Genomic DNA, 17,392 nt, shown 5'->3' with positions numbered 1-17,392 from the left:
ATGAACGATGAGTTAGCTAATGCAGCGTAATTAATTCATCGTTCATCATGCCTACTTCGTCATTCCAATTTACTTACTCGCTTTGACGACGATGGTGAATTCGCGGGATTTCAGGGAGGCTCCGCCGATCAAACCGCCGTCAACGTCGGGCTGAGCGAACAGTTCGGCAGCATTTTTCTCGTTGGCGCTCCCGCCGTACAGAATTGACGTATTATCGGCCACGTCCTGACCGTAGTGGCTGGCGATGTGCTGACGCAGAATTTCGTGCATCTCCTGCGCCTGCTCCGAGCTGGCGGTCAGTCCCGTGCCGATGGCCCAGATGGGTTCGTAAGCAATGACAACGTGGGCAAATTGCTCCGGCGAAAGGTGAAACAGGCTCTCCGTCAGTTGCGTCCGCACAAAATCCTGATGAACCTCATTCTGGCGTTGTTCCAGCGATTCGCCACAGCAGAAAATAGGCGTCAGGCCGTTTGCCAGCGCGCTGTTCACTTTCTCGGCCAGCTGGGCGTTGGTTTCGCCGAAATATTGCCGCCGTTCGCTGTGCCCCAGAATGACGTGCGAAATGCCGATCGACTTCAGCATGGGGGCCGAGATTTCACCCGTATAGGCACCCGACGCTTTTTCGTGGCAATTCTGAGCGCCCAGCGCCACGCGCGACTGGCCTTCCAGATACGGTTTTAAGGTGGTCAGATAAATCGATGGCGTGCACAACACTACCTCCACATCGCTCGTCACCTCATCCTTAATCATATTGACAACCTCCGACACCAGCGCGACAGCTTCATCGAGCGTCTTGTTCATCTTCCAGTTTCCGGCAACAATCTTTCTACGCATTGCTAACAGTTTTAATGATTTTAAAGCCTGATTACGAATCGGATACAAAAAATTCGGGCTTCATAAACCTTCTGCCGAAATTTCTTGTTCCTCCACTCGCGGGACGAAATTAGCGGTTTTTCAACAGCATTTTTCATTCAAATTGAAAGTATCAGAAACGCAAAATACCATTTTCTAAAAAATTGTGTTATTAGACAAAATAGTTGTATCTTTCCTACGTATTTGATACTAAGCACGATGAGACTGTTTGTTATATTCTTCGGAATGTTGCTCTGCTGGCAGGAGGTGCGGGCAGGCAATGACGAGCAGAACAATTCGGAAAAATACGGTTATTTTATCAGCAATAACCGCAAACAGGCCCGGATTCCATTCCAACTCCATTCCAACCTGATCATTGTCCCGGTCCGAATCAACAATTCGGATACCCTGCATTTTATTCTGGATACCGGCGTTAGCTCGGTTATCATTACCGATCCGACGGCTGTCCGGCGGCAACCGCTGCGTTTTACCCGAAAAGTGAAGCTGACGGGCGCGGGTGAGGGAGGGCAGTTGATGGCTTCCGTTGCCATCGACAACCACCTGAAAATGGGGCAAATGCAGGCCAACCACCAGAACATCGTAGTGCTGGATGATGACATTCTGCGCCTGTCCGAATACGTCGGAGTGCCGATTCACGGTATTTTTGGGTACGAAATTTTCAGCAACTTTGTCGTCACCATTGACTTTCAGCGCCGGGAACTGGTGCTGAACACACCTAAAAATTACCGGTACCGCCGGTCGCACGGGTCCCGTTATCCCATTGCGATCCAGGACACAAAACCGTATACGGATGTAATGGCGCTGCTCGAAAACGGCAAAACGCTGCCCATTCGGGTGGTGATCGACACGGGTGCGGGTCACGCGCTGCTGATTAACCGCAGCAACGGCGACGATATCCGCCTGCCGGATAAGCTCATTCGGGCGCAGCTGGGCCGGGGGTTAAGCGGGGTCATTAACGGAAATCTGGGCCGCATCGAGAAAATCCGGCTGGGCAATTTCGAAATGGCCAATGTGGTGGCTTCGTTCCCCGACAGCGCTTCCTTCGGGCTGAAGATTGCCGAACACGCGGCCGAACGAAATGGTAACCTGGGGTGTGAGATTTTGCGCCGGTTTCGGGTCACGTTCAATTACCAGGACAAGTACATGGTGCTGAAACCCGTCAAACGCATTCTGAAACAGTCGTTTGAACACGACATGAGCGGCCTTGAACTAAAAGCGCGCGGTGATAATTTCCGGAATTATTACATTGAAAAAGTCATCGAAAATTCGCCCGCCGACCGCTCGGGTTTGAAAGACGGCGACGAAGTTCTTTTCATTAACAACACCCCCGCGGGCGACCTGAATGTGAGCGAAATCTACAAGTTGTTGCAGAAAGGCGAAGGCAAGGAGATTAACATTCTGGTTCGGCGCAACGGCGCCATTGTGTTTGCCCAATTCGCCCTGAAACGAATGATTTAAGGCTTGACTAAATAGAAATGCGGAAGTCGCCGAATAGAATTATCCGGCGACTTCCGCATTTTGCTTGACTAAAGTCGGTTCTTTAACGAACAGAGCCCCTTCCGGTGCCGCTGTTTTGGTTAAACCGACAGCGTTCCTTTTTGGTGAGCGTCTTTCAAAACCGCTTCCAATCCTTTTTTGTTGATCGTCCGCATGGCCGAAGTAGCAACCTTCAGTGTAACCCATGCTCCCTGCGACTCCAGGAAGAACCGTTTCTTCTGCAGGTTGGGATAAAACTTCCGCTTTGTTCTATTGTTAGCGTGTGATACGTTATTACCAACCCGCGTCCGTTTTCCTGTAATTTGACAAACTCGTGCCATGACAATACCTTTTTCTGAATGAGCCTGCAAAATTGGCAAATACTTACCAAAAATCCAAACCTGAAGGCATTAAAAGTTATGAATGAAGCATTATGAGTTGGCTGACGCCCTCAAATTATGGTACTATTTTCTTTCGTTAGTTACCTCGAAACCCGAAACGCCGACCCGGCTCAAAGGAAATTCAAAGTAACTTTCAAGTGCATTTAGAACGATTGGATGAAAGTTCTTGATTCATAACTCTTAACTCTTCATTCTCCTCCAGGGGCAGTGTTTGCAGCCGTTTTTGCAGCAATAGCCGCGCTTCAGGTGGTAAGCCCGCGTAAAGACGAGATACCCCGCTTCGTTGATGTAGTAATCTTCGTTGTCCAGTCCTTCAACGTTCGGCTTTTTGGGATTCGTAGCGGGCATAGTTTGTCGGACTGAGCAAGGAGTTGTAATTTTGAAGCGGTTGGCTTTCAGCAGAATTGCCCGAAAATTACGCATCAGCCACCAACTTACCCACTCACCTCCCACTTTGTAATGATGGAAACTTTACCAACAATGACAGCAACCCAACTGGCCATCGACCTGGAATGGCACTACGGAGCCCATAATTACAAACCGGTTCCGGTGGTGCTGAACCGGGGTGAAGGCATTTTCCTGTGGGATGTGGAAGGAAAAAAGTATTTCGATTTTCTATCGGCTTACAGCGCGGTGAGTCAGGGCCATTGCCACCCGCGCATCATCAACGCCCTGATTGAGCAGGCCCAGCGTCTGACCCTGACCTCCCGTGCTTTTCATACCGACCAACTGGGTGTCTGCGAAAAATTCCTGTGCGATTATTTCGGCTATGACAAAGTGCTGATGATGAATTCGGGGGCCGAAGGGGGCGAAACCGCCCTCAAACTCACCCGGAAATGGGCTTACAAAGTGAAAGGCATTCCGCAGAATCAGGCCAAAACCGTATTCGCCACCGGTAATTTCTGGGGCCGGACGCTGGCGGCCATTTCGTCGTCTACCGATCCCGAAAGCACCAACGACTATGGTCCGCTCCTACCCGGGTATCTGCTCGTTCCGTACAACGATCTGACGGCGCTGGAAGACGTTTTCCGAAACGAACCCAACGTCGCCGGTTTTATGGTCGAGCCCATTCAGGGCGAAGCGGGCGTGGTGGTGCCGGACGCAGGTTACCTGAAAGGCGTTCGGGAGTTATGCACAAAATACAACGTCCTGTTTATCGCCGATGAAGTGCAAACCGGCATCGGGCGGACGGGCAAGCGGCTGGCCTGCGATCACGAAGACGTAAAACCGGATCTGCTGGTGCTGGGCAAAGCGCTGTCGGGTGGCACCATGCCGGTTTCGGCCGTATTTGCCAGCAACGAAGTGATGCTGACCATCAAACCGGGCGAACACGGTTCTACCTACGGCGGCAATCCACTGGCCTGTGCCGTAACGATGGAAGCGCTAAAAGTAGTGGAGGATGAACAGCTGGCGGAAAATGCAGAGGCAATGGGTCAGATTTTTCGCCAGCGAATGAGCGCCCTAATCGGAAAAACCGGCCTGGTGAAACGTGTGCGGGGGAAGGGTTTGCTGAACGCCATCGTAATTGACGAACACCCGGTTTACGGTGAAAAAACGTCCTGGGAAATTTGTCTTCGTCTGAAAGACAAGGGATTGCTGTGTAAGCCGACGCACGGCGATAAAATCCGGTTTGCCCCGCCTTTGGTGATTACCGAAGAACAAATGCACGAAGCCTGCGACCTCATCGAGCAGACTCTTCTCGAATTTTCGTAGCCGCCCGCTCCAGCCGCTTAAAAACCGCTACTAAATTGACAAACCGCCGGTGGGCGTTTCCGTGAACGCATCAACCGGCGGTTTTACCCTTCCTTTCGCTCCAAAGAGATCATATGAAGGTTTCGGAACGGAGACGGTGCCGGTTTTAGTACAGATCGCTGAAAAAAAATAAAACCTGGTGCAACGTTGCCCTACCACACCGTGTCATTGAGAAGAAAATCAGCCGCATCCGATTCCTCAGTCCGCTTGGAAACAAAGTTGTATATAGACCGACATGTCGAACTCGTAGAAAGATGTAAACAAGGTGAACGGCGTGCGCAGTACGAATTGTACAAGCACTATTCAAAAGCCATGTTTAACGTTTGTATGCGTATTCTCAACCACATGGGTGAGGCTGAGGACGTATTGCAGGAGGCTTTTCTCGATGCGTTCAACAACCTGCATTCGTTCCGGAATCAATCGACATTTGGGGCCTGGCTGAAACAAATCGTCGTCAATCGGTCTATTAATCAGTTAAGAAACCGGAAAAGCCGGGGCGGAATTCAATGGGTTGACCTGGATTCGCAGCGGCTGGGCGAAGACGATGGTCTGGATCTGGCGGATGCCGAACCGTTTGATGAAGACGGTATTCAACTGGAAGTGGACCGGGTGCGCCGGGCCATGCAGGACCTGCCGGAGGGCTACCGGGTTGTTTTGTCGCTGTATCTGTTCGAAGGCTATGATCATGAGGAAATCGGAGCCGTGCTGGGCATCAGCGAAACCACTTCCCGGACGCAGTACATGCGCGCCAAGAAGCGACTATTAGAGATGTTAAAATAAATTGTGAATGCCAGTATGACGAAATGAGTGAAGATCAACAGCCTGGTCTTCGATCCTGTTCACTCATTCGCTCCATCACCATTCACTTAACGAATATGATGAAAGACCGATTAGAACGATTTGTCCGGGATAACCGGGAAGATTTCGATGTATTTGAGCCGCGGGCGGATTTGTGGAAAGATTTGGAGAAGGGGCTCGGGCACAAAGAACGTCCGCTGTGGTTCGGGCTCAACAGCCCGGCCTGGATGGGGCGCCGAATGGTCTGGCAGATGGCGGCCACCCTTTTGCTGGTGGCCGGTCTGGGCAGTTTCTGGTACTTCAACAGCCAATATGGTGTAACCGACCAGCCCGATGTAGTGGCATTTGATCCAACGTATGCCCGCACCGTGCAACAGTATACCCGTTTGATTGAGGACAAGCGGGGTGAATTAAAAACCGTCCTGGAAAGTGATCCGGCGCTGTACCAGCAGTTTGCGGCTGATCTGGACCGGCTGGAAAAAACGTACCAGAATTTGAAACAGGAGCTGCCCAAAACGCCGAATCAGGAAATCATGATTCAGGCGATGGTCCAGAACCTGAAAATGCAGATCGACCTGCTCAACCAGCAGTTGATGATTATTCAACGTATCAAGCAACAAAACCATGAACCGAATACAAATCCTGTTTAATTTTCTGTTGGTCAGCGTCCTGTCGGTCGGCTTCGTTCGGGCCGATCTGCACGAAATGGGCGAACGGAAGAAAACCATTGTGAAAGTATACGACGTCACCTCCAAAGATCATTTACTAATTGATAATCAGTTCGGAAACGTCAACATCAACCTTTGGAACCGTGACGAAATCCGCGTCGATATTACGATCAAGGCCAGCTCCAGTTCCGACGATCGGATTCAGAAATACCTGGATGCCGTCGAAATCATTGAAAAACGAAACGGCGACCAGATTACCCTGAAAACCAATATTGATAAGAGCGGTTTCGGCGGAAATTGGATCATGACCCGGAACAAGGACGGCGAAAAGAACTTTGTACAAATTGATTACCAGGTGTCGATGCCGAAAACGAATCCGTTGACGGTCAAGAACTCCTTTGGCAACACGAATATTCCGACATTTAGCGCCCCCCTGACCATCAACCAGCAACACGGTAATTTTTCGACCACGGAACTGAACGGAAACCAGGTCGATGTGGACGTGCGGTTTGGTAAAGCCGACATTCAGGCCATGGAAAACGGAAAACTGAACATTCAGTATGCCAAGCTCCAGTTGGAAAAAGCCAACAACATCAACCTGAACAACCAGTTTGGCGGGCTCTGGATCGGTGAAGTGAGCCGGTTAGACGGAAAAATCGGTTATTCGGGCGCCAAGATTGGCACCGTCAAAGAATCGTGTAATCTGAAAGTCGATTTCTCGGGCGGTTTTAAGATCGACCAACTCAACAAATCGGTCAATAACGTTGATATTCAGGCGAGTTACTCATCGGTTACCTTGCCCATGGCCAATACCAACGATTATAATTTCGATGTAACGGTTAGTTATGGCGGGTTCAAATACCCGAACGATGGCCGGATCATGATCAATGCCCAACCCGATGAGGACGAAAGCCGCGGCCCGAAACTGAAAAAACAGTATAGCGGAAAAGTAGGAAAGGGGACGGCTACCCGCGTGCGGGTTGTTTCGCAGTTCGGCGACGTGAAGTTTCAATAACCGGTTTAGGAGTCCGGCGTAAGCAGTTCAATTACTTCGCGGTGCTGCGGGTATTGGCGGACCAACTCCGGCCGACCGGCCAGTTCAAAATCCGCAAAATCGAATCCCGGGGCCACCGTGCAGCCCACCAGCGAATACGCGGTTTCGGCCGCCGGTTTTGAGCCAAACCAGCTCCCGGCCGGCACCACCGCCTGAAACACCTCCCCTGCTGCCGGATTGTTGCCCAGCCGAATAATTTCCAGCGATCCCGACGGGTGAATTACGTACACATTTAGCGGGCCGCCCGCGTAAAAATGCCACATTTCGTCGGCCTGAATGCGGTGCAGAGCCGAGAAATGGTGGTTTTCCAGCAGGAAGTAAATCCCGGTGCTAAAACTCCGGTCGCCGGAAAACCGGGCGGGCAGCGCCGATTGTGGCACGGTTTCGGCCGAGCGGTACGTCTCGACAAAATAACCGCCCTCGGGGTGCGCCTGCATTTGATACGCATCGATCCAGTAATGAGCCGGAAAATTCATGAGCCAAGCCGAATCGGTTAAACGTTACACCCCAATTTTCACCCGCTGAACCAGGGCTTTCACCGGTTCGGGCGACAACACCCGGACCGTGTGCTCCACATCCAGCGGAATATCAATATAGTCACCGGCCGAAAGCCGGATTATTTCACCACCAATCCGGCATTCGCACGTACCTTCCAGAATCAGAAAGCTTTCGCGTTCATCGTGGTGATGCTCGGGCCTGACTTCCTGTTTGACCCAGAGGATAAATTGGGCCACACCGTCGGTGTTCCGCAACGAATGCACATACAGATTTCGAAAGTCACCCGTTGGCTCGATGGCCGCTACGGTGCGTAGCCACTGCTCACTGTCCGCATAGGCGTTGATGAGCGGAAGATTGTTCAGATCAAAGGCCTGCGGCTCAGCCAGTTGCTTTAAAGTCGTCAAAATCCGTTCTTTCAGGTCCGGTCCGGCTGCCGCGGCTTGATTTTCAGCGGACTTCAACAAACGGAAGGCCTGGTCAAGAGCCTGCTGAACTTCGGGATACAAACCCGCCATCCGCTCCACCTCCTGAACTTCCCCGGGCAAAAGCAAGCCCAGGCAGTACTCATCCAGTATTCCAGAGTTGATGAAATCGTTCACTTGGCTCATACCCTAAAATAAATACTGCTTATTTCAGCTACACACGTTGAAATCCGGTTTACCGTAAAACGAAGATACACATTTTTTGCGACCTGCATGCGACTAACTGTTACGCCCGAAACCCTGCTGGAATGGATTGCCCTTCAAATCAATCTGGTTCCGCTGCCGCTGCTGCACGCCCAGATTTTTCCGATTGTTGGTAAAGCCGTCCTGGAAGCCGCGGATAAAGGCGTTTTTGAAGCCGTAAACCAGGGAAAACAGAGCGTTGCCGACATTGCAACCGCCTGCAACCTGCATCCAAAACCGCTGCGGGAACTCCTGGATTTGCTGACGGTTCTGGGTTATCTCCGTTATCAAACGGACCGGTATATGCTCACCCGCATGAGCCAGCGCTGGGTGCTCAGCGAAAATACCGAGTCGGTTCTGGGCCTGATGCTTTTCAACAACCGGGTGGTCTGGCCCTGGCTGGAGCAGTTGGGCCACTACCTGCAAACGGGCGAGGGTATTCAGTATCACGATCACCTGACGACCGAGCAGTGGGCCTATTACCAGCAGGCCATGCTGGCCGCAACCGGCACCGAAGCAAAGGAATTTGGCCGAAAAGCGCCCGTGTCAAAACAGGCCACCCGGATGCTCGACATTGGTGGCTCCCACGGCCAGCATTCCGTGGCCTTGTGCCGAAAACTCCCAAACCTCCAGTCGGTTATTCTGGATTTGCCGCCCGCCATCGAACAGGCGGCCCCGCTGCTGGCGCGGGCGGGTCTGGGCGAGCGGGTGCAGCACCGGGCCGGCAATGCGCTGACGGACGATTTTGGGGAAGCCCAGTACGACATTGTTCTGATGTCGAGTCTGGCCCATCACTTTACGGATGAACAAAACCGGGAAGTCGCCCGAAAAGTGGCCCGGTCGCTCAAACCGGGTGGCGTCTACATCATCAATGAATTCATCCGGCCCGACGCCGACGGCCAATCCGCCGGTGTCGGCACCAACCTCGTGGGCAACAGCATGGATCTGTTTTACGGGTTAACCAGCACCGCCGGGAATTATTCCGTCCGCGAAATCCAGCAATGGCAGACCGCTGCGGGGCTGCAACCGTTTAAAGTAAAAAAGTACCTGTCGATTCCGGGCCGGGCGATGGTGGTCGCTAAAAAGTAACCTCAGTTGAGGACGATCTTTTCGATGAGCAGAATAAACAAATGGATGACTTTGATGTGAATTTCCTGAATGCGGTCGGCGTACCCGAAATGAGGCACCCGGATTTCGACATCGGCGGTACCGGCCAGCTTACCGCCGTCTTTTCCGGTTAGCAAAACGACCTTCATACCCCGGTTTCGGGCGGCTTCCACGGCCCGGACCACATTCTCCGAATTGCCGCTGGTGCTCAGTCCAAGCAGGACGTCGCCTTCGTTGCCCAGCCCTTCGATAAACCGCGAAAATACAAATTCGTATCCGTAGTCGTTGCCGACGCAGGTCAGGTGGCTGGAATCCGAAATGGCAATGGCGGCCAGCGCGCGCCGTTCGTCGCGGTACCGTCCCGAAAGCTCCTCGGCAAAATGCATGGCGTCGCAGTGAGACCCCCCATTGCCGCAGGAGATGATTTTATGGCCGGTTTTCAACGCTTCCGCCATCAGCTGGGCGGCCTGTTCGATGGCCGCAAGCTGGTTGGCGTCGCGGAGAAACGTATCAAGAACCGAACGCGCTTCGGTCAGTTCCTGGCGAATAAGTTGATCAAGCATACTGACGATTCGTTGCGCCGATGGCGTTGACCCGGTTTTTGCAAAAACCGGCCACCATCCGCTCACGGTTTAGAGAACCAGCGTACGGTACGGTAAATTCCAGCGCAGCGCCAGGGAAGTGGATGAGGTGTTGTATTTCAGCCGGTCGGCCTGGCTGTCGCTCATGCGTAAAATCTGTTGAAAATCAACAAACAGGTTGTGTTTGAGCATAAATGACGCCCGCACGTCGGCGTACGTAACCAGCGTTTTGCGGCCCTGCCCAATGTGATGCCCGGTTCCGGCGGGTTGGCCCGGCCATTCGATCCGGCTTTCATAGGGCAGGAGCACATTCCCGCCGTAGTTGCGGCTGGGTGGGTCGGCGCCGTAACTCATCAGCCCAAACGTACCCGTCAGGTTGAAGCGATCCAGGGGTTGATAGCGCACAATGGCCAGCCCTTCGAGGAAGTTGGCGCCGAGCGGGTGGGCCAGCGGTTGGTTGTAATGCGCGTAATTGGTCTGGCCGGACCGGTGTGAATAGGTATACGGTCGGGCCAGATTCATTTCAGCCTGGATGTCAAGATTTGGCACATTAAAGGCATCGATGTATTTCAGGCCCGCCTGAATCGCAAATTTATTGACCCACGACCCATTGCCCGCCCGGAGTTCGCTGATCTTAAATTCGTCGAAGACAATCTGGCTGTAGGCCAGCAATTTCCCCAGAAAATTGCCCTTAAAATCCAGGCCCACCAGCGCATTATCGGCGCTGCCGCGGTACGATTCGATGAACCGGTAAAAGATCACGGGATTGAAATAATTCAATTCCAGCTGGCTGCGGCTGAACACCTCGGCTTCGAACAGTCCGAGGTTAATGTGGTCGCCAATGTTAACGCTCAGGTGGTGAATGGCCGCGTATTTTTGCGGATTCAACTGCTCGTAGGCCCCGGATGTGATCTGCCGGTTTTGAAATTCCGTCAGCAAATTGGTGTACTGAAACCGCCCCAGTTTGGTGCTGATTTTCAGAAACAGATAAGGCGACGAGTTGTCGGATAACAGCAGCGAGCGATAGCCGTTGCCGAAGAAATTGCGGTCGTGGCCGAACTGAATATTGATGATTTTTAAGGCATTGAAGGTGATGTAGCCCCGCGCCGACAGAAAATCAGCGCCAAACAGCAAACCGGGCGGCCCCGGTTTTTTCTTAGTGAACCCTTCAAAGGGCGCAAAACCCAGTTCCGAATTGATCAGGTACTGGTACTGCGTCCCATATTCCCAGATGTAGCGCGGAAACAGCGCCTGATTGTCTGATAAATAGCTATAAAAGCTTAAGCGCTTGCGAATGCTGCCCCGAATCTCAAACCCTCTCGAGTTGACGTACGGATGAAAAGACTTGCCGAGGTCGCCCGAATTAAATTCCGCTCCGTAGCTGAAATTAACCGCCGGGTTGATGTGGATGTCAAAATCTTCGTTTTGATAGCTGTACAGATCGGCTTTTCTCTGATAGAAAGGCCCCCAACCACGCCGGCTATCACCCGTTTTTTTTTGTCCGGCGTGCAGTTCAGTCGCCCGAACCGGGAGCAAAGACAAGGAATCCGGATAGGTAGCGGGAACCCACTCCCAGCTATCGTCGCGCAGGTAGCGGACCGTAGCGCGGTCAACCGGCGATAAGCGAACAAAAGGATCGCTTAGAATACTGTCGGTTAACTGCACGACCGACTGGCGGTTATACGGTTTAACCGTACTGTGAAAACCGCCCGCCCACCGGCCCTGTTTGATTTCCAGCCGGTCGATGAGGTGATAATAATCACTGTTTAAAGGAATTTTCTGGCTTTGAGCCTGCGCCAATCCTGGCACCAGCCAAACAAAAGCTATCCCGATTCTAAAAATATTCCTCATAGGAAGCTTCACACTGGCAACTGCCTGAACAAGTTACCATCATAACATTGACTTAATTCCATGCACAAATTAGGGAAAGGGTTTGGATTATCCGATACATTCCCTTTAAATTAGGCTGAAAAAGCCTCTATGTTTGTTTTTGCCGATCATCCTTCCATTGCCGACCAGTTTATTGCCGAGCTCCGTGATGTTACCATTCAAAAAGATCCGATGCGGTTTCGGCGCAATCTGGAGCGCCTGGGAGAGTTGATGGCCTACGAAATATCCAAATCCATGTCGTTCCAGATGGTGTCGGTACAAACGCCCCTGGGGGTTGCTCCCACACCGCTGATCAGTAAACCGCCGGTGCTGGCCACCATCCTCCGCGCCAGCCTGCCTTTCCATCAGGGCTTTCTGAACTATTTCGACCGGGCCGAAAACGCTTTCATTGGCGCTTACCGCGGTTATTTGCCGGTTGGTGAGGAATTTGAAGTGGCGATGGATTATATTTCCAGCCCCGATCTAAGCGGAAAAACCGTCATTCTGATGGACCCGATGCTGGCCACCGGTCGGTCGCTCGAAAAAGTATATCACGCCCTGCTCCGGTTTGGAACGCCCGCCAAAACGCACATTGCCGCCGTGCTGGCCAGTCCGGAAGGCGTTCGGTATGTGCAGGAGAAAATGCCCCAGTGCCACCTCTGGCTGGGTGCCGTCGATGAACGGCTGGACGCCCATTATTACATTGTACCCGGTTTGGGCGACGCGGGCGACCTGGCGTTTGGTGAAAAAATCTGATCAGAAGCCTTCTTTTTTGTCGTCTTCTTTCTCTTTTTTCTTCTCCACCACCTTTTTCGGCGCTTCTTTCGCTCCGGCCGCCGGTTTTGGTTGCGGTTTCGGTTTTTCCTTGGTTTTGTATTGATCCAGGTACCGGCCCGTAAACTGGTTCTTCTCGAAAGCGTCCGCCGTGATGATGGAAACGCCTTTGGCACCGTTTTTACTGCCGGCCATGATGCGGTCGTTCAGCTCCTGATCCGACGTTAGCAGCGCCAGCTGAGCCGTAGCGCCCCCACCCGATTTATAATCCCAGTAAAACCAGACATCCGGCGAGGCTTCCAGGTAAATGGTGGCTTCGTCGCCCCCGTCGCTTTTCCGGATTTCAACAAACCCTTCCATCTGGGCGTTGACGTCCACGTTGTCAATGTTCGACACGCCAATGGAACCTACGCTGTACAGCGCGTTGTGTTTATCCGACCAGCGCAGATTGACGTTTGAAAGCACCAGCGAAGCCACGAATTTTGGCGCAGCCTGCGTGATCGAAACGTGTTGATTCTGGGCTTTGGTCCGGTACGCATCCGTCGCTTTCTGACCGATGATGGCGGCCAGTTTGGCAGTCAGCCGATCCAGATCTTCGTCGGCGGCTTCGTCGTTTTTTTCGTCCAGATTGGCCTTCACCATTTTGTCGGCAATGGCGGCATTCACCGGCTGCGGAATCGGCAAGGCAAAACCGACCAAAGCGTTCAGGCGCAGGGTGGTGCTGTCCACGTTCGCCCGGCCGGTTCCGGCGCCAAACACAAAGTTATTCGGCGTCGAACCCGTCGTTCCCGTATTCATCACATTCACCGGTCCCTGAAAATTCATCACGCCGGTGGCATCGTTGAACGTAAACGCCCCCTCCACATCCTCCAGACCGGCGGCATCTTTCTTTACAATCCGGAATACCTTGTCCTTGGCGTCGTAGGTCATCAGGCCCGTTGCCCGGAACAGATCATCGTCCTTGTCGTTTTCCTTGGTCGACAAAAAGGTCGGATAAAGTCCGGCGGCTCCCCCACCCCGGAAATGCAAACCGGCCGTCAACGGCTGATTGCCGTCGTTTTTCAGGTTCTGATCGACGGTGATGCTAAACGTCTCGCCAATTTTCTCTTTCATCGGAATCCAGTCACTGACCAGTTTCGGCCGCTTTTTGAGCGCAATTTTGATCGCTCCTTCCAGCTTCAGATCCTGTTCCGGCGCCATCATCGTGATGCTTCCTTTGAACTGCACCTTGGGCGCCAGCGTTACATTGTCGCGCTCGTCAACGTCGGCGCGGGCCACCGTATAGTACGTTTTCGCCAGCTCGTTGCTGGTTTTTCCTTTTCGACCCGCGTTCCGGTTATTGGAAGCCAGCGCGACCGGGCCGGCTTCTTTTAGCTCGAAGCTGCCCATTTTGATGCTGGCCGTGTCGCCTTTGGCGGCCGCAAACTGATAAACCGCTTCGCCGGAAAACCGGGTCCGCGACTGAACCTGAATGTTTCCGCCTTTCAGTTTGTGGAACAGGCTAGTCGTGTCCAGCTCCAGCCGGGCGTTTTTGAGGGGCAGCATTTCGCCGTTCCGCTTGATGGTAATCAAGCCTTTTTCCGGGTAGATCCGGGCGTCGGCCGACGTCACGTAAGGGACTCCGCTTACGTTGAGCGTCGCTTTTTCCACGTCATACACCGCCGACGCGCCGTTGAACGTCAGTCCTTCCTGCTCCTCGGCGGTTGCGGTGAACGTCGACGTTTTGGCGGCTTTCATCGTGATGGTTTTGGCCGCAATGTTCCACTGGGCCTTGCTGATCGACGTTTTATAGGCGGCATTCGGAAATTCCAGGCTCGATACCAGCGTATCGCTGATGGACGTTGCGGAGTTGTTGGTGGCAATGCTGACCACGCCTTTCACCTGATTGAAGTCCACATCGACCTTCGTGCCGAGCAACATGGGCTTGGTGGCATTCACCAGTTTATCCGACATTACGCGGAACTGGGCATTACCGGCCGTAAACCCTTCTTTGTTGAACTTGATCGCTTCCGACTGCGCTTCCGAATCGGCCCGTTTCACCAACCCTTTGCCAAATAAACCGCTCGACCGAACCAGCAGATCGCCCACCAGGTTGGTGGTGCCGTTGTAAAAACTAAAGTGATCGGCTTTGGTCGAGATCTTCATGCTGTCGGCCTTCGGATACCATTTCATCGTGTAATTTTTGATATCCACCGCCGGGAAATACGCTTTGCCGACCAGCCCTTCCTTGATCTGCCCCGACTCACCCGATGCCAGCACCGAATCGGGCGTCATCAGGATATCTTTAGCGGGGAGCGCGGCATTCATGTGAGCAATGACGCCTTCGGCCCGCAGCCCTTTCCGATCCATCACCAGTTTACCGGTAAATTTCAGGTTGCCCTTCCCGCCGTAGAGCGGATAACCGGCCGGCGGTGCCGTATGCTCGAAACCCAGCGAGTTATCAGGCATCGACTTCAGGGTTGTTTTGATCGGCGGAAAAATGCCGTCGGAGAAAAACGTGCCGTCGAAGGCGATGGCCCCTTTGCCCAGACTATCGTTGTCGACCGCCGGGACTTTGAAATTGACGTTCTTGTTGTAAATCAGGCTGCCCCGGTTCGACTGGTTGAAATAAACCGTCATCCCTTCCGGCATCAGAAGCCGCTGCGTGGCTTTTTTGTCTTTCTGGCGGCCCGACTTATTACTTTTGTCGGCCAAAAAAACCGTACCCGGTTTCTCATACTGGATATCACCACCAATCTCCTGATTTTTGCCCTGGGGCGTAAACGTGATCGAGTCGATTTTGGTCATATTCATCGAAAACTGGTCGTAATCGAAACCCAGATCGCGGCCCGTATACCGCATATTGCCGGATTTCAGTTGGCCGGTTAACGTAAACGCCCGGTTTTTGCCGATTCGCAGGGTTTTATCCGTGGGCACGGCGGTAATTTTCAGCGAATCACTGATGCTGAACCGCTCCACCCCCCGAATCGTCAGGAATTTGTCGGCCAGGCTAATGGTCGCGTTGGTCGTGCTGTCGTTGGACGGATAAGTGGACCGGATCAGAAAGTTGTCGTAATCTTTTTTGCGACCGTTGGCCAGCACATACAACACGCCTTTCCGGCTCAGGCGCATTTCTTCCGTTTTGGCGTCCATGTCGATATAGCCCAGTGCCACCATCCGCTGCATGACATTCCGCATCACGGCCGGATTGATTTTGGAATGCACCGCCAGATCGTCCGCAAAAAACGACTGCGTTTTCTTCACCGTAATGTAGTTGGCGGCCAGCTGCAACGGATGAAAACCGAAATCAGCCGACATGCTGGCGTACCGTTCCGGATAAAAGAAATCGAACGATTCAAACCGTACAGGGACTTCTTTTTTAGCCGCTAACTGGTAAAAATCCACTTTCTGGCGCGGCAGATCCCAGCGCACCACTTCGGGCTGAATGTAGAATTTGTGGTAGCTGTCGCTGAAATACGTTTCGGAATACCCGGTTTTTTCCGCCTTGCCCAGCCGGGCAATACCGGTGGCGTTGTCGTAGCGAAACGTAACGCCGGGGTGAAACAGCGTATCCGCGGCATCGATGTAGCCCGTAAAAGCAACCAGCGGGCTGGAAATCGCGGAATCGGCAAACTCAAAACTTCGGCTGCTGGCTTTGAAAGCCGCTTTTCCTTTGTAACGCACCTGCAAATAAGCCAATTGCCGGTCGGCCGCCGAACCATACAGGCGCGTTCCGGCCAGGGCAATACCGCCCCGGTAGCTGATTCCGTTGCCCAGATTCGTCAGGTTCACATCGTTCGACCACGACATAAACCGGGGATACGTCGGCGGCTGGTTGGCCGTGCGCTTTTTGCTTTCGAACTCAAATTTGCCTTTGACCGGTTTGGCCAGCGGTTTGAAGGTAAGCGTCACGTCGTCGGCCGTTACCTTGGGGTTGTTGACGGCGAAACTATAGTCGGCCAGCGTCACGAACGTTTCCGGCTGCCCCGCCGATTCCCAGGAAAACGAACCGCCTTTCCCGACCCAAACGCCATCTTTCAGCAGCACCGCGCCATCGGTTTTTTTCAGCGCCACCGAATCGTGGGCCGTGATCATCACCAGATCCGCCCCTTTCATTTCCAGCACCGGTCCGGTCAGGGCGGGCATCGGTTTTTTATCGACGAAGGAAAGAAAGGGCGCGGCTTTTCCGGTCGAATCCAGCGGCAAATCCCAGCCGTCGGAATCGGCCGGCTTGGGCGGTTGCGGTTTTTTGGTAGTTGCGCTGCTATCGCCCGCTGCTACGGGCGCGTTGCCGTTCTGGTCGGCAAACCGAAGCGTAAACGTGCCGCCACTGGCGTACAGTTTATTGTAGTTGCTGGCGTATAAAAACCGCTTCTCGGCAAACAGCCGAACGGTTTCCAACACTTTCGCCAGCGTTTTGGGATCGTATTTTTCAAATGACTTTTCGGCAACGGTCAGGAAGTTATCAACTTCGGCCGGGCTTGCCTGCTGCGTAACCAGCAAATGGTACAGCGCTTCGTAAAACGGCGCAAACTGCTGCACGGGCGGGTAGCGTTTGGCGTTCATCTTCCGGCTCAGCACCATCACCCGTTCCTTCTGCGGAGCCGACAGCCGGTTTTCGGTGAACAGGGTTTCCAGGTCTTTTTCCGCTTTCTGGGTATAAGCCCCGCCCGGATTCATCAGTTTCTGTAAGTCGGTCAGAAACTGCTCCGGATTGTCCGACAATTTGACGGTTTGCGCGGTTGCCACGGTGGACACCAGCAGCAAACTGGCGAGAATGGTGTATACTTTGTTCATCGTATTCTAACGTATCCACGGACCGGCGGGCGTTCCCGCTTCCTCCGTGATTTGCACCCTAAGCAGCCGATTCAGCCGGCCCGACATGCCCCAAATGGAA

General features: G+C 53.2%; 15 protein-coding genes. 7 read left to right on the top strand and 8 right to left on the bottom strand.

What is annotated here, in order from left to right; all coding sequences use genetic code 11:
* Positions 1-69: 69 nt before the first annotated feature.
* Complete coding sequence (tpiA, locus tag ACYVHX_RS20395) at positions 70-834, bottom strand: triose-phosphate isomerase (RefSeq protein ID WP_460673534.1); 765 nt, start codon at positions 832-834, stop codon at positions 70-72.
* A 237-nt stretch (positions 835-1,071) separates the two neighbouring features.
* On the opposite strand from tpiA, the gene ACYVHX_RS20390 reads away from it, so the two are divergent.
* Entirely contained in the window at positions 1,072-2,331 is a 1,260-nt protein-coding gene (locus tag ACYVHX_RS20390) for a retropepsin-like aspartic protease (RefSeq protein ID WP_460673533.1), read from the top strand.
* Positions 2,332-2,450: 119 nt separating this feature from the next.
* Here ACYVHX_RS20390 and rpmB read toward each other — a convergent pair whose 3' ends face one another.
* Entirely contained in the window at positions 2,451-2,690 is a 240-nt protein-coding gene (rpmB, locus tag ACYVHX_RS20385; protein ID WP_460673532.1) for a 50S ribosomal protein L28, read from the bottom strand.
* 240 nt (positions 2,691-2,930) lie between these two features.
* Positions 2,931-3,098 carry a DUF5522 domain-containing protein gene (locus ACYVHX_RS20380; protein WP_460673531.1) on the bottom strand — a complete coding sequence of 56 codons (168 nt, stop codon included), beginning with the start codon at positions 3,096-3,098 and terminating at the stop codon, positions 2,931-2,933.
* Positions 3,099-3,230: 132 nt separating this feature from the next.
* Between ACYVHX_RS20380 and rocD the strand changes: the two genes are divergently transcribed.
* The 4 genes from rocD (at position 3,231) to ACYVHX_RS20360 (ending at position 6,983) form a co-directional block, all read left to right on the top strand.
* On the top strand, positions 3,231-4,463 hold the full coding sequence (gene rocD / locus ACYVHX_RS20375; RefSeq protein WP_460673530.1) for an ornithine--oxo-acid transaminase: 1,233 nt from the start codon (positions 3,231-3,233) through the stop codon (positions 4,461-4,463).
* A gap of 246 nt (positions 4,464-4,709) precedes the next feature.
* Positions 4,710-5,282 carry an RNA polymerase sigma factor gene (locus ACYVHX_RS20370; protein WP_460673529.1) on the top strand — a complete coding sequence of 191 codons (573 nt, stop codon included), beginning with the start codon at positions 4,710-4,712 and terminating at the stop codon, positions 5,280-5,282.
* 98 nt (positions 5,283-5,380) lie between these two features.
* A complete protein-coding gene (locus ACYVHX_RS20365; RefSeq protein WP_460673528.1) occupies positions 5,381-5,950 on the top strand; it encodes a hypothetical protein in 570 nt (189 codons plus the stop codon).
* Positions 5,925-6,983: a hypothetical protein gene (locus ACYVHX_RS20360; protein ID WP_460673527.1), complete on the top strand. Its 1,059-nt coding sequence runs from the start codon at positions 5,925-5,927 to the stop codon at positions 6,981-6,983. Before ACYVHX_RS20365 ends, ACYVHX_RS20360 begins: the two co-directional genes overlap by 26 nt.
* 5 nt (positions 6,984-6,988) lie before the next feature.
* On the opposite strand, the gene ACYVHX_RS20355 is transcribed toward ACYVHX_RS20360, so the two are convergent.
* Positions 6,989-7,498 carry a cupin domain-containing protein gene (locus tag ACYVHX_RS20355; protein WP_460673526.1) on the bottom strand — a complete coding sequence of 170 codons (510 nt, stop codon included), beginning with the start codon at positions 7,496-7,498 and terminating at the stop codon, positions 6,989-6,991.
* Positions 7,499-7,522: 24 nt separating this feature from the next.
* Positions 7,523-8,128, bottom strand: coding sequence for a cupin domain-containing protein (locus ACYVHX_RS20350; RefSeq protein ID WP_460673525.1), 606 nt, complete (start codon positions 8,126-8,128; stop codon positions 7,523-7,525).
* An 87-nt stretch (positions 8,129-8,215) separates the two neighbouring features.
* Between ACYVHX_RS20350 and ACYVHX_RS20345 the strand changes: the two genes are divergently transcribed.
* The gene (locus ACYVHX_RS20345; RefSeq protein WP_460673524.1) at positions 8,216-9,274 is read left to right on the top strand and encodes a methyltransferase; all 1,059 of its coding nucleotides are present in this window, start codon (positions 8,216-8,218) and stop codon (positions 9,272-9,274) included.
* A 2-nt stretch (positions 9,275-9,276) separates the two neighbouring features.
* On the opposite strand, the gene lpcA is transcribed toward ACYVHX_RS20345, so the two are convergent.
* Together lpcA and ACYVHX_RS20335 are read right to left on the bottom strand one after the other, a co-directional pair.
* Complete coding sequence (lpcA, locus tag ACYVHX_RS20340) at positions 9,277-9,855, bottom strand: D-sedoheptulose 7-phosphate isomerase (protein WP_460673523.1); 579 nt, start codon at positions 9,853-9,855, stop codon at positions 9,277-9,279.
* A gap of 69 nt (positions 9,856-9,924) precedes the next feature.
* A complete protein-coding gene (locus tag ACYVHX_RS20335) occupies positions 9,925-11,682 on the bottom strand; it encodes a hypothetical protein (protein ID WP_460673522.1) in 1,758 nt (585 codons plus the stop codon).
* 171 nt (positions 11,683-11,853) lie between these two features.
* On the opposite strand from ACYVHX_RS20335, the gene upp reads away from it, so the two are divergent.
* The gene (gene upp / locus ACYVHX_RS20330) at positions 11,854-12,498 is read left to right on the top strand and encodes a uracil phosphoribosyltransferase (protein ID WP_460673521.1); all 645 of its coding nucleotides are present in this window, start codon (positions 11,854-11,856) and stop codon (positions 12,496-12,498) included.
* Here upp and ACYVHX_RS20325 read toward each other — a convergent pair whose 3' ends face one another.
* On the bottom strand, positions 12,499-17,292 hold the full coding sequence (locus tag ACYVHX_RS20325) for a hypothetical protein (protein WP_460673520.1): 4,794 nt from the start codon (positions 17,290-17,292) through the stop codon (positions 12,499-12,501).
* Positions 17,293-17,392: the final 100 nt, after the last annotated feature.

The sequence above is a fragment of the Larkinella ripae genome (assembly GCF_054780775.1).
The sequence above is the reverse complement of the archived record's forward strand: the minus strand, read 5'-3'. Positions and strand labels throughout refer to the sequence as shown.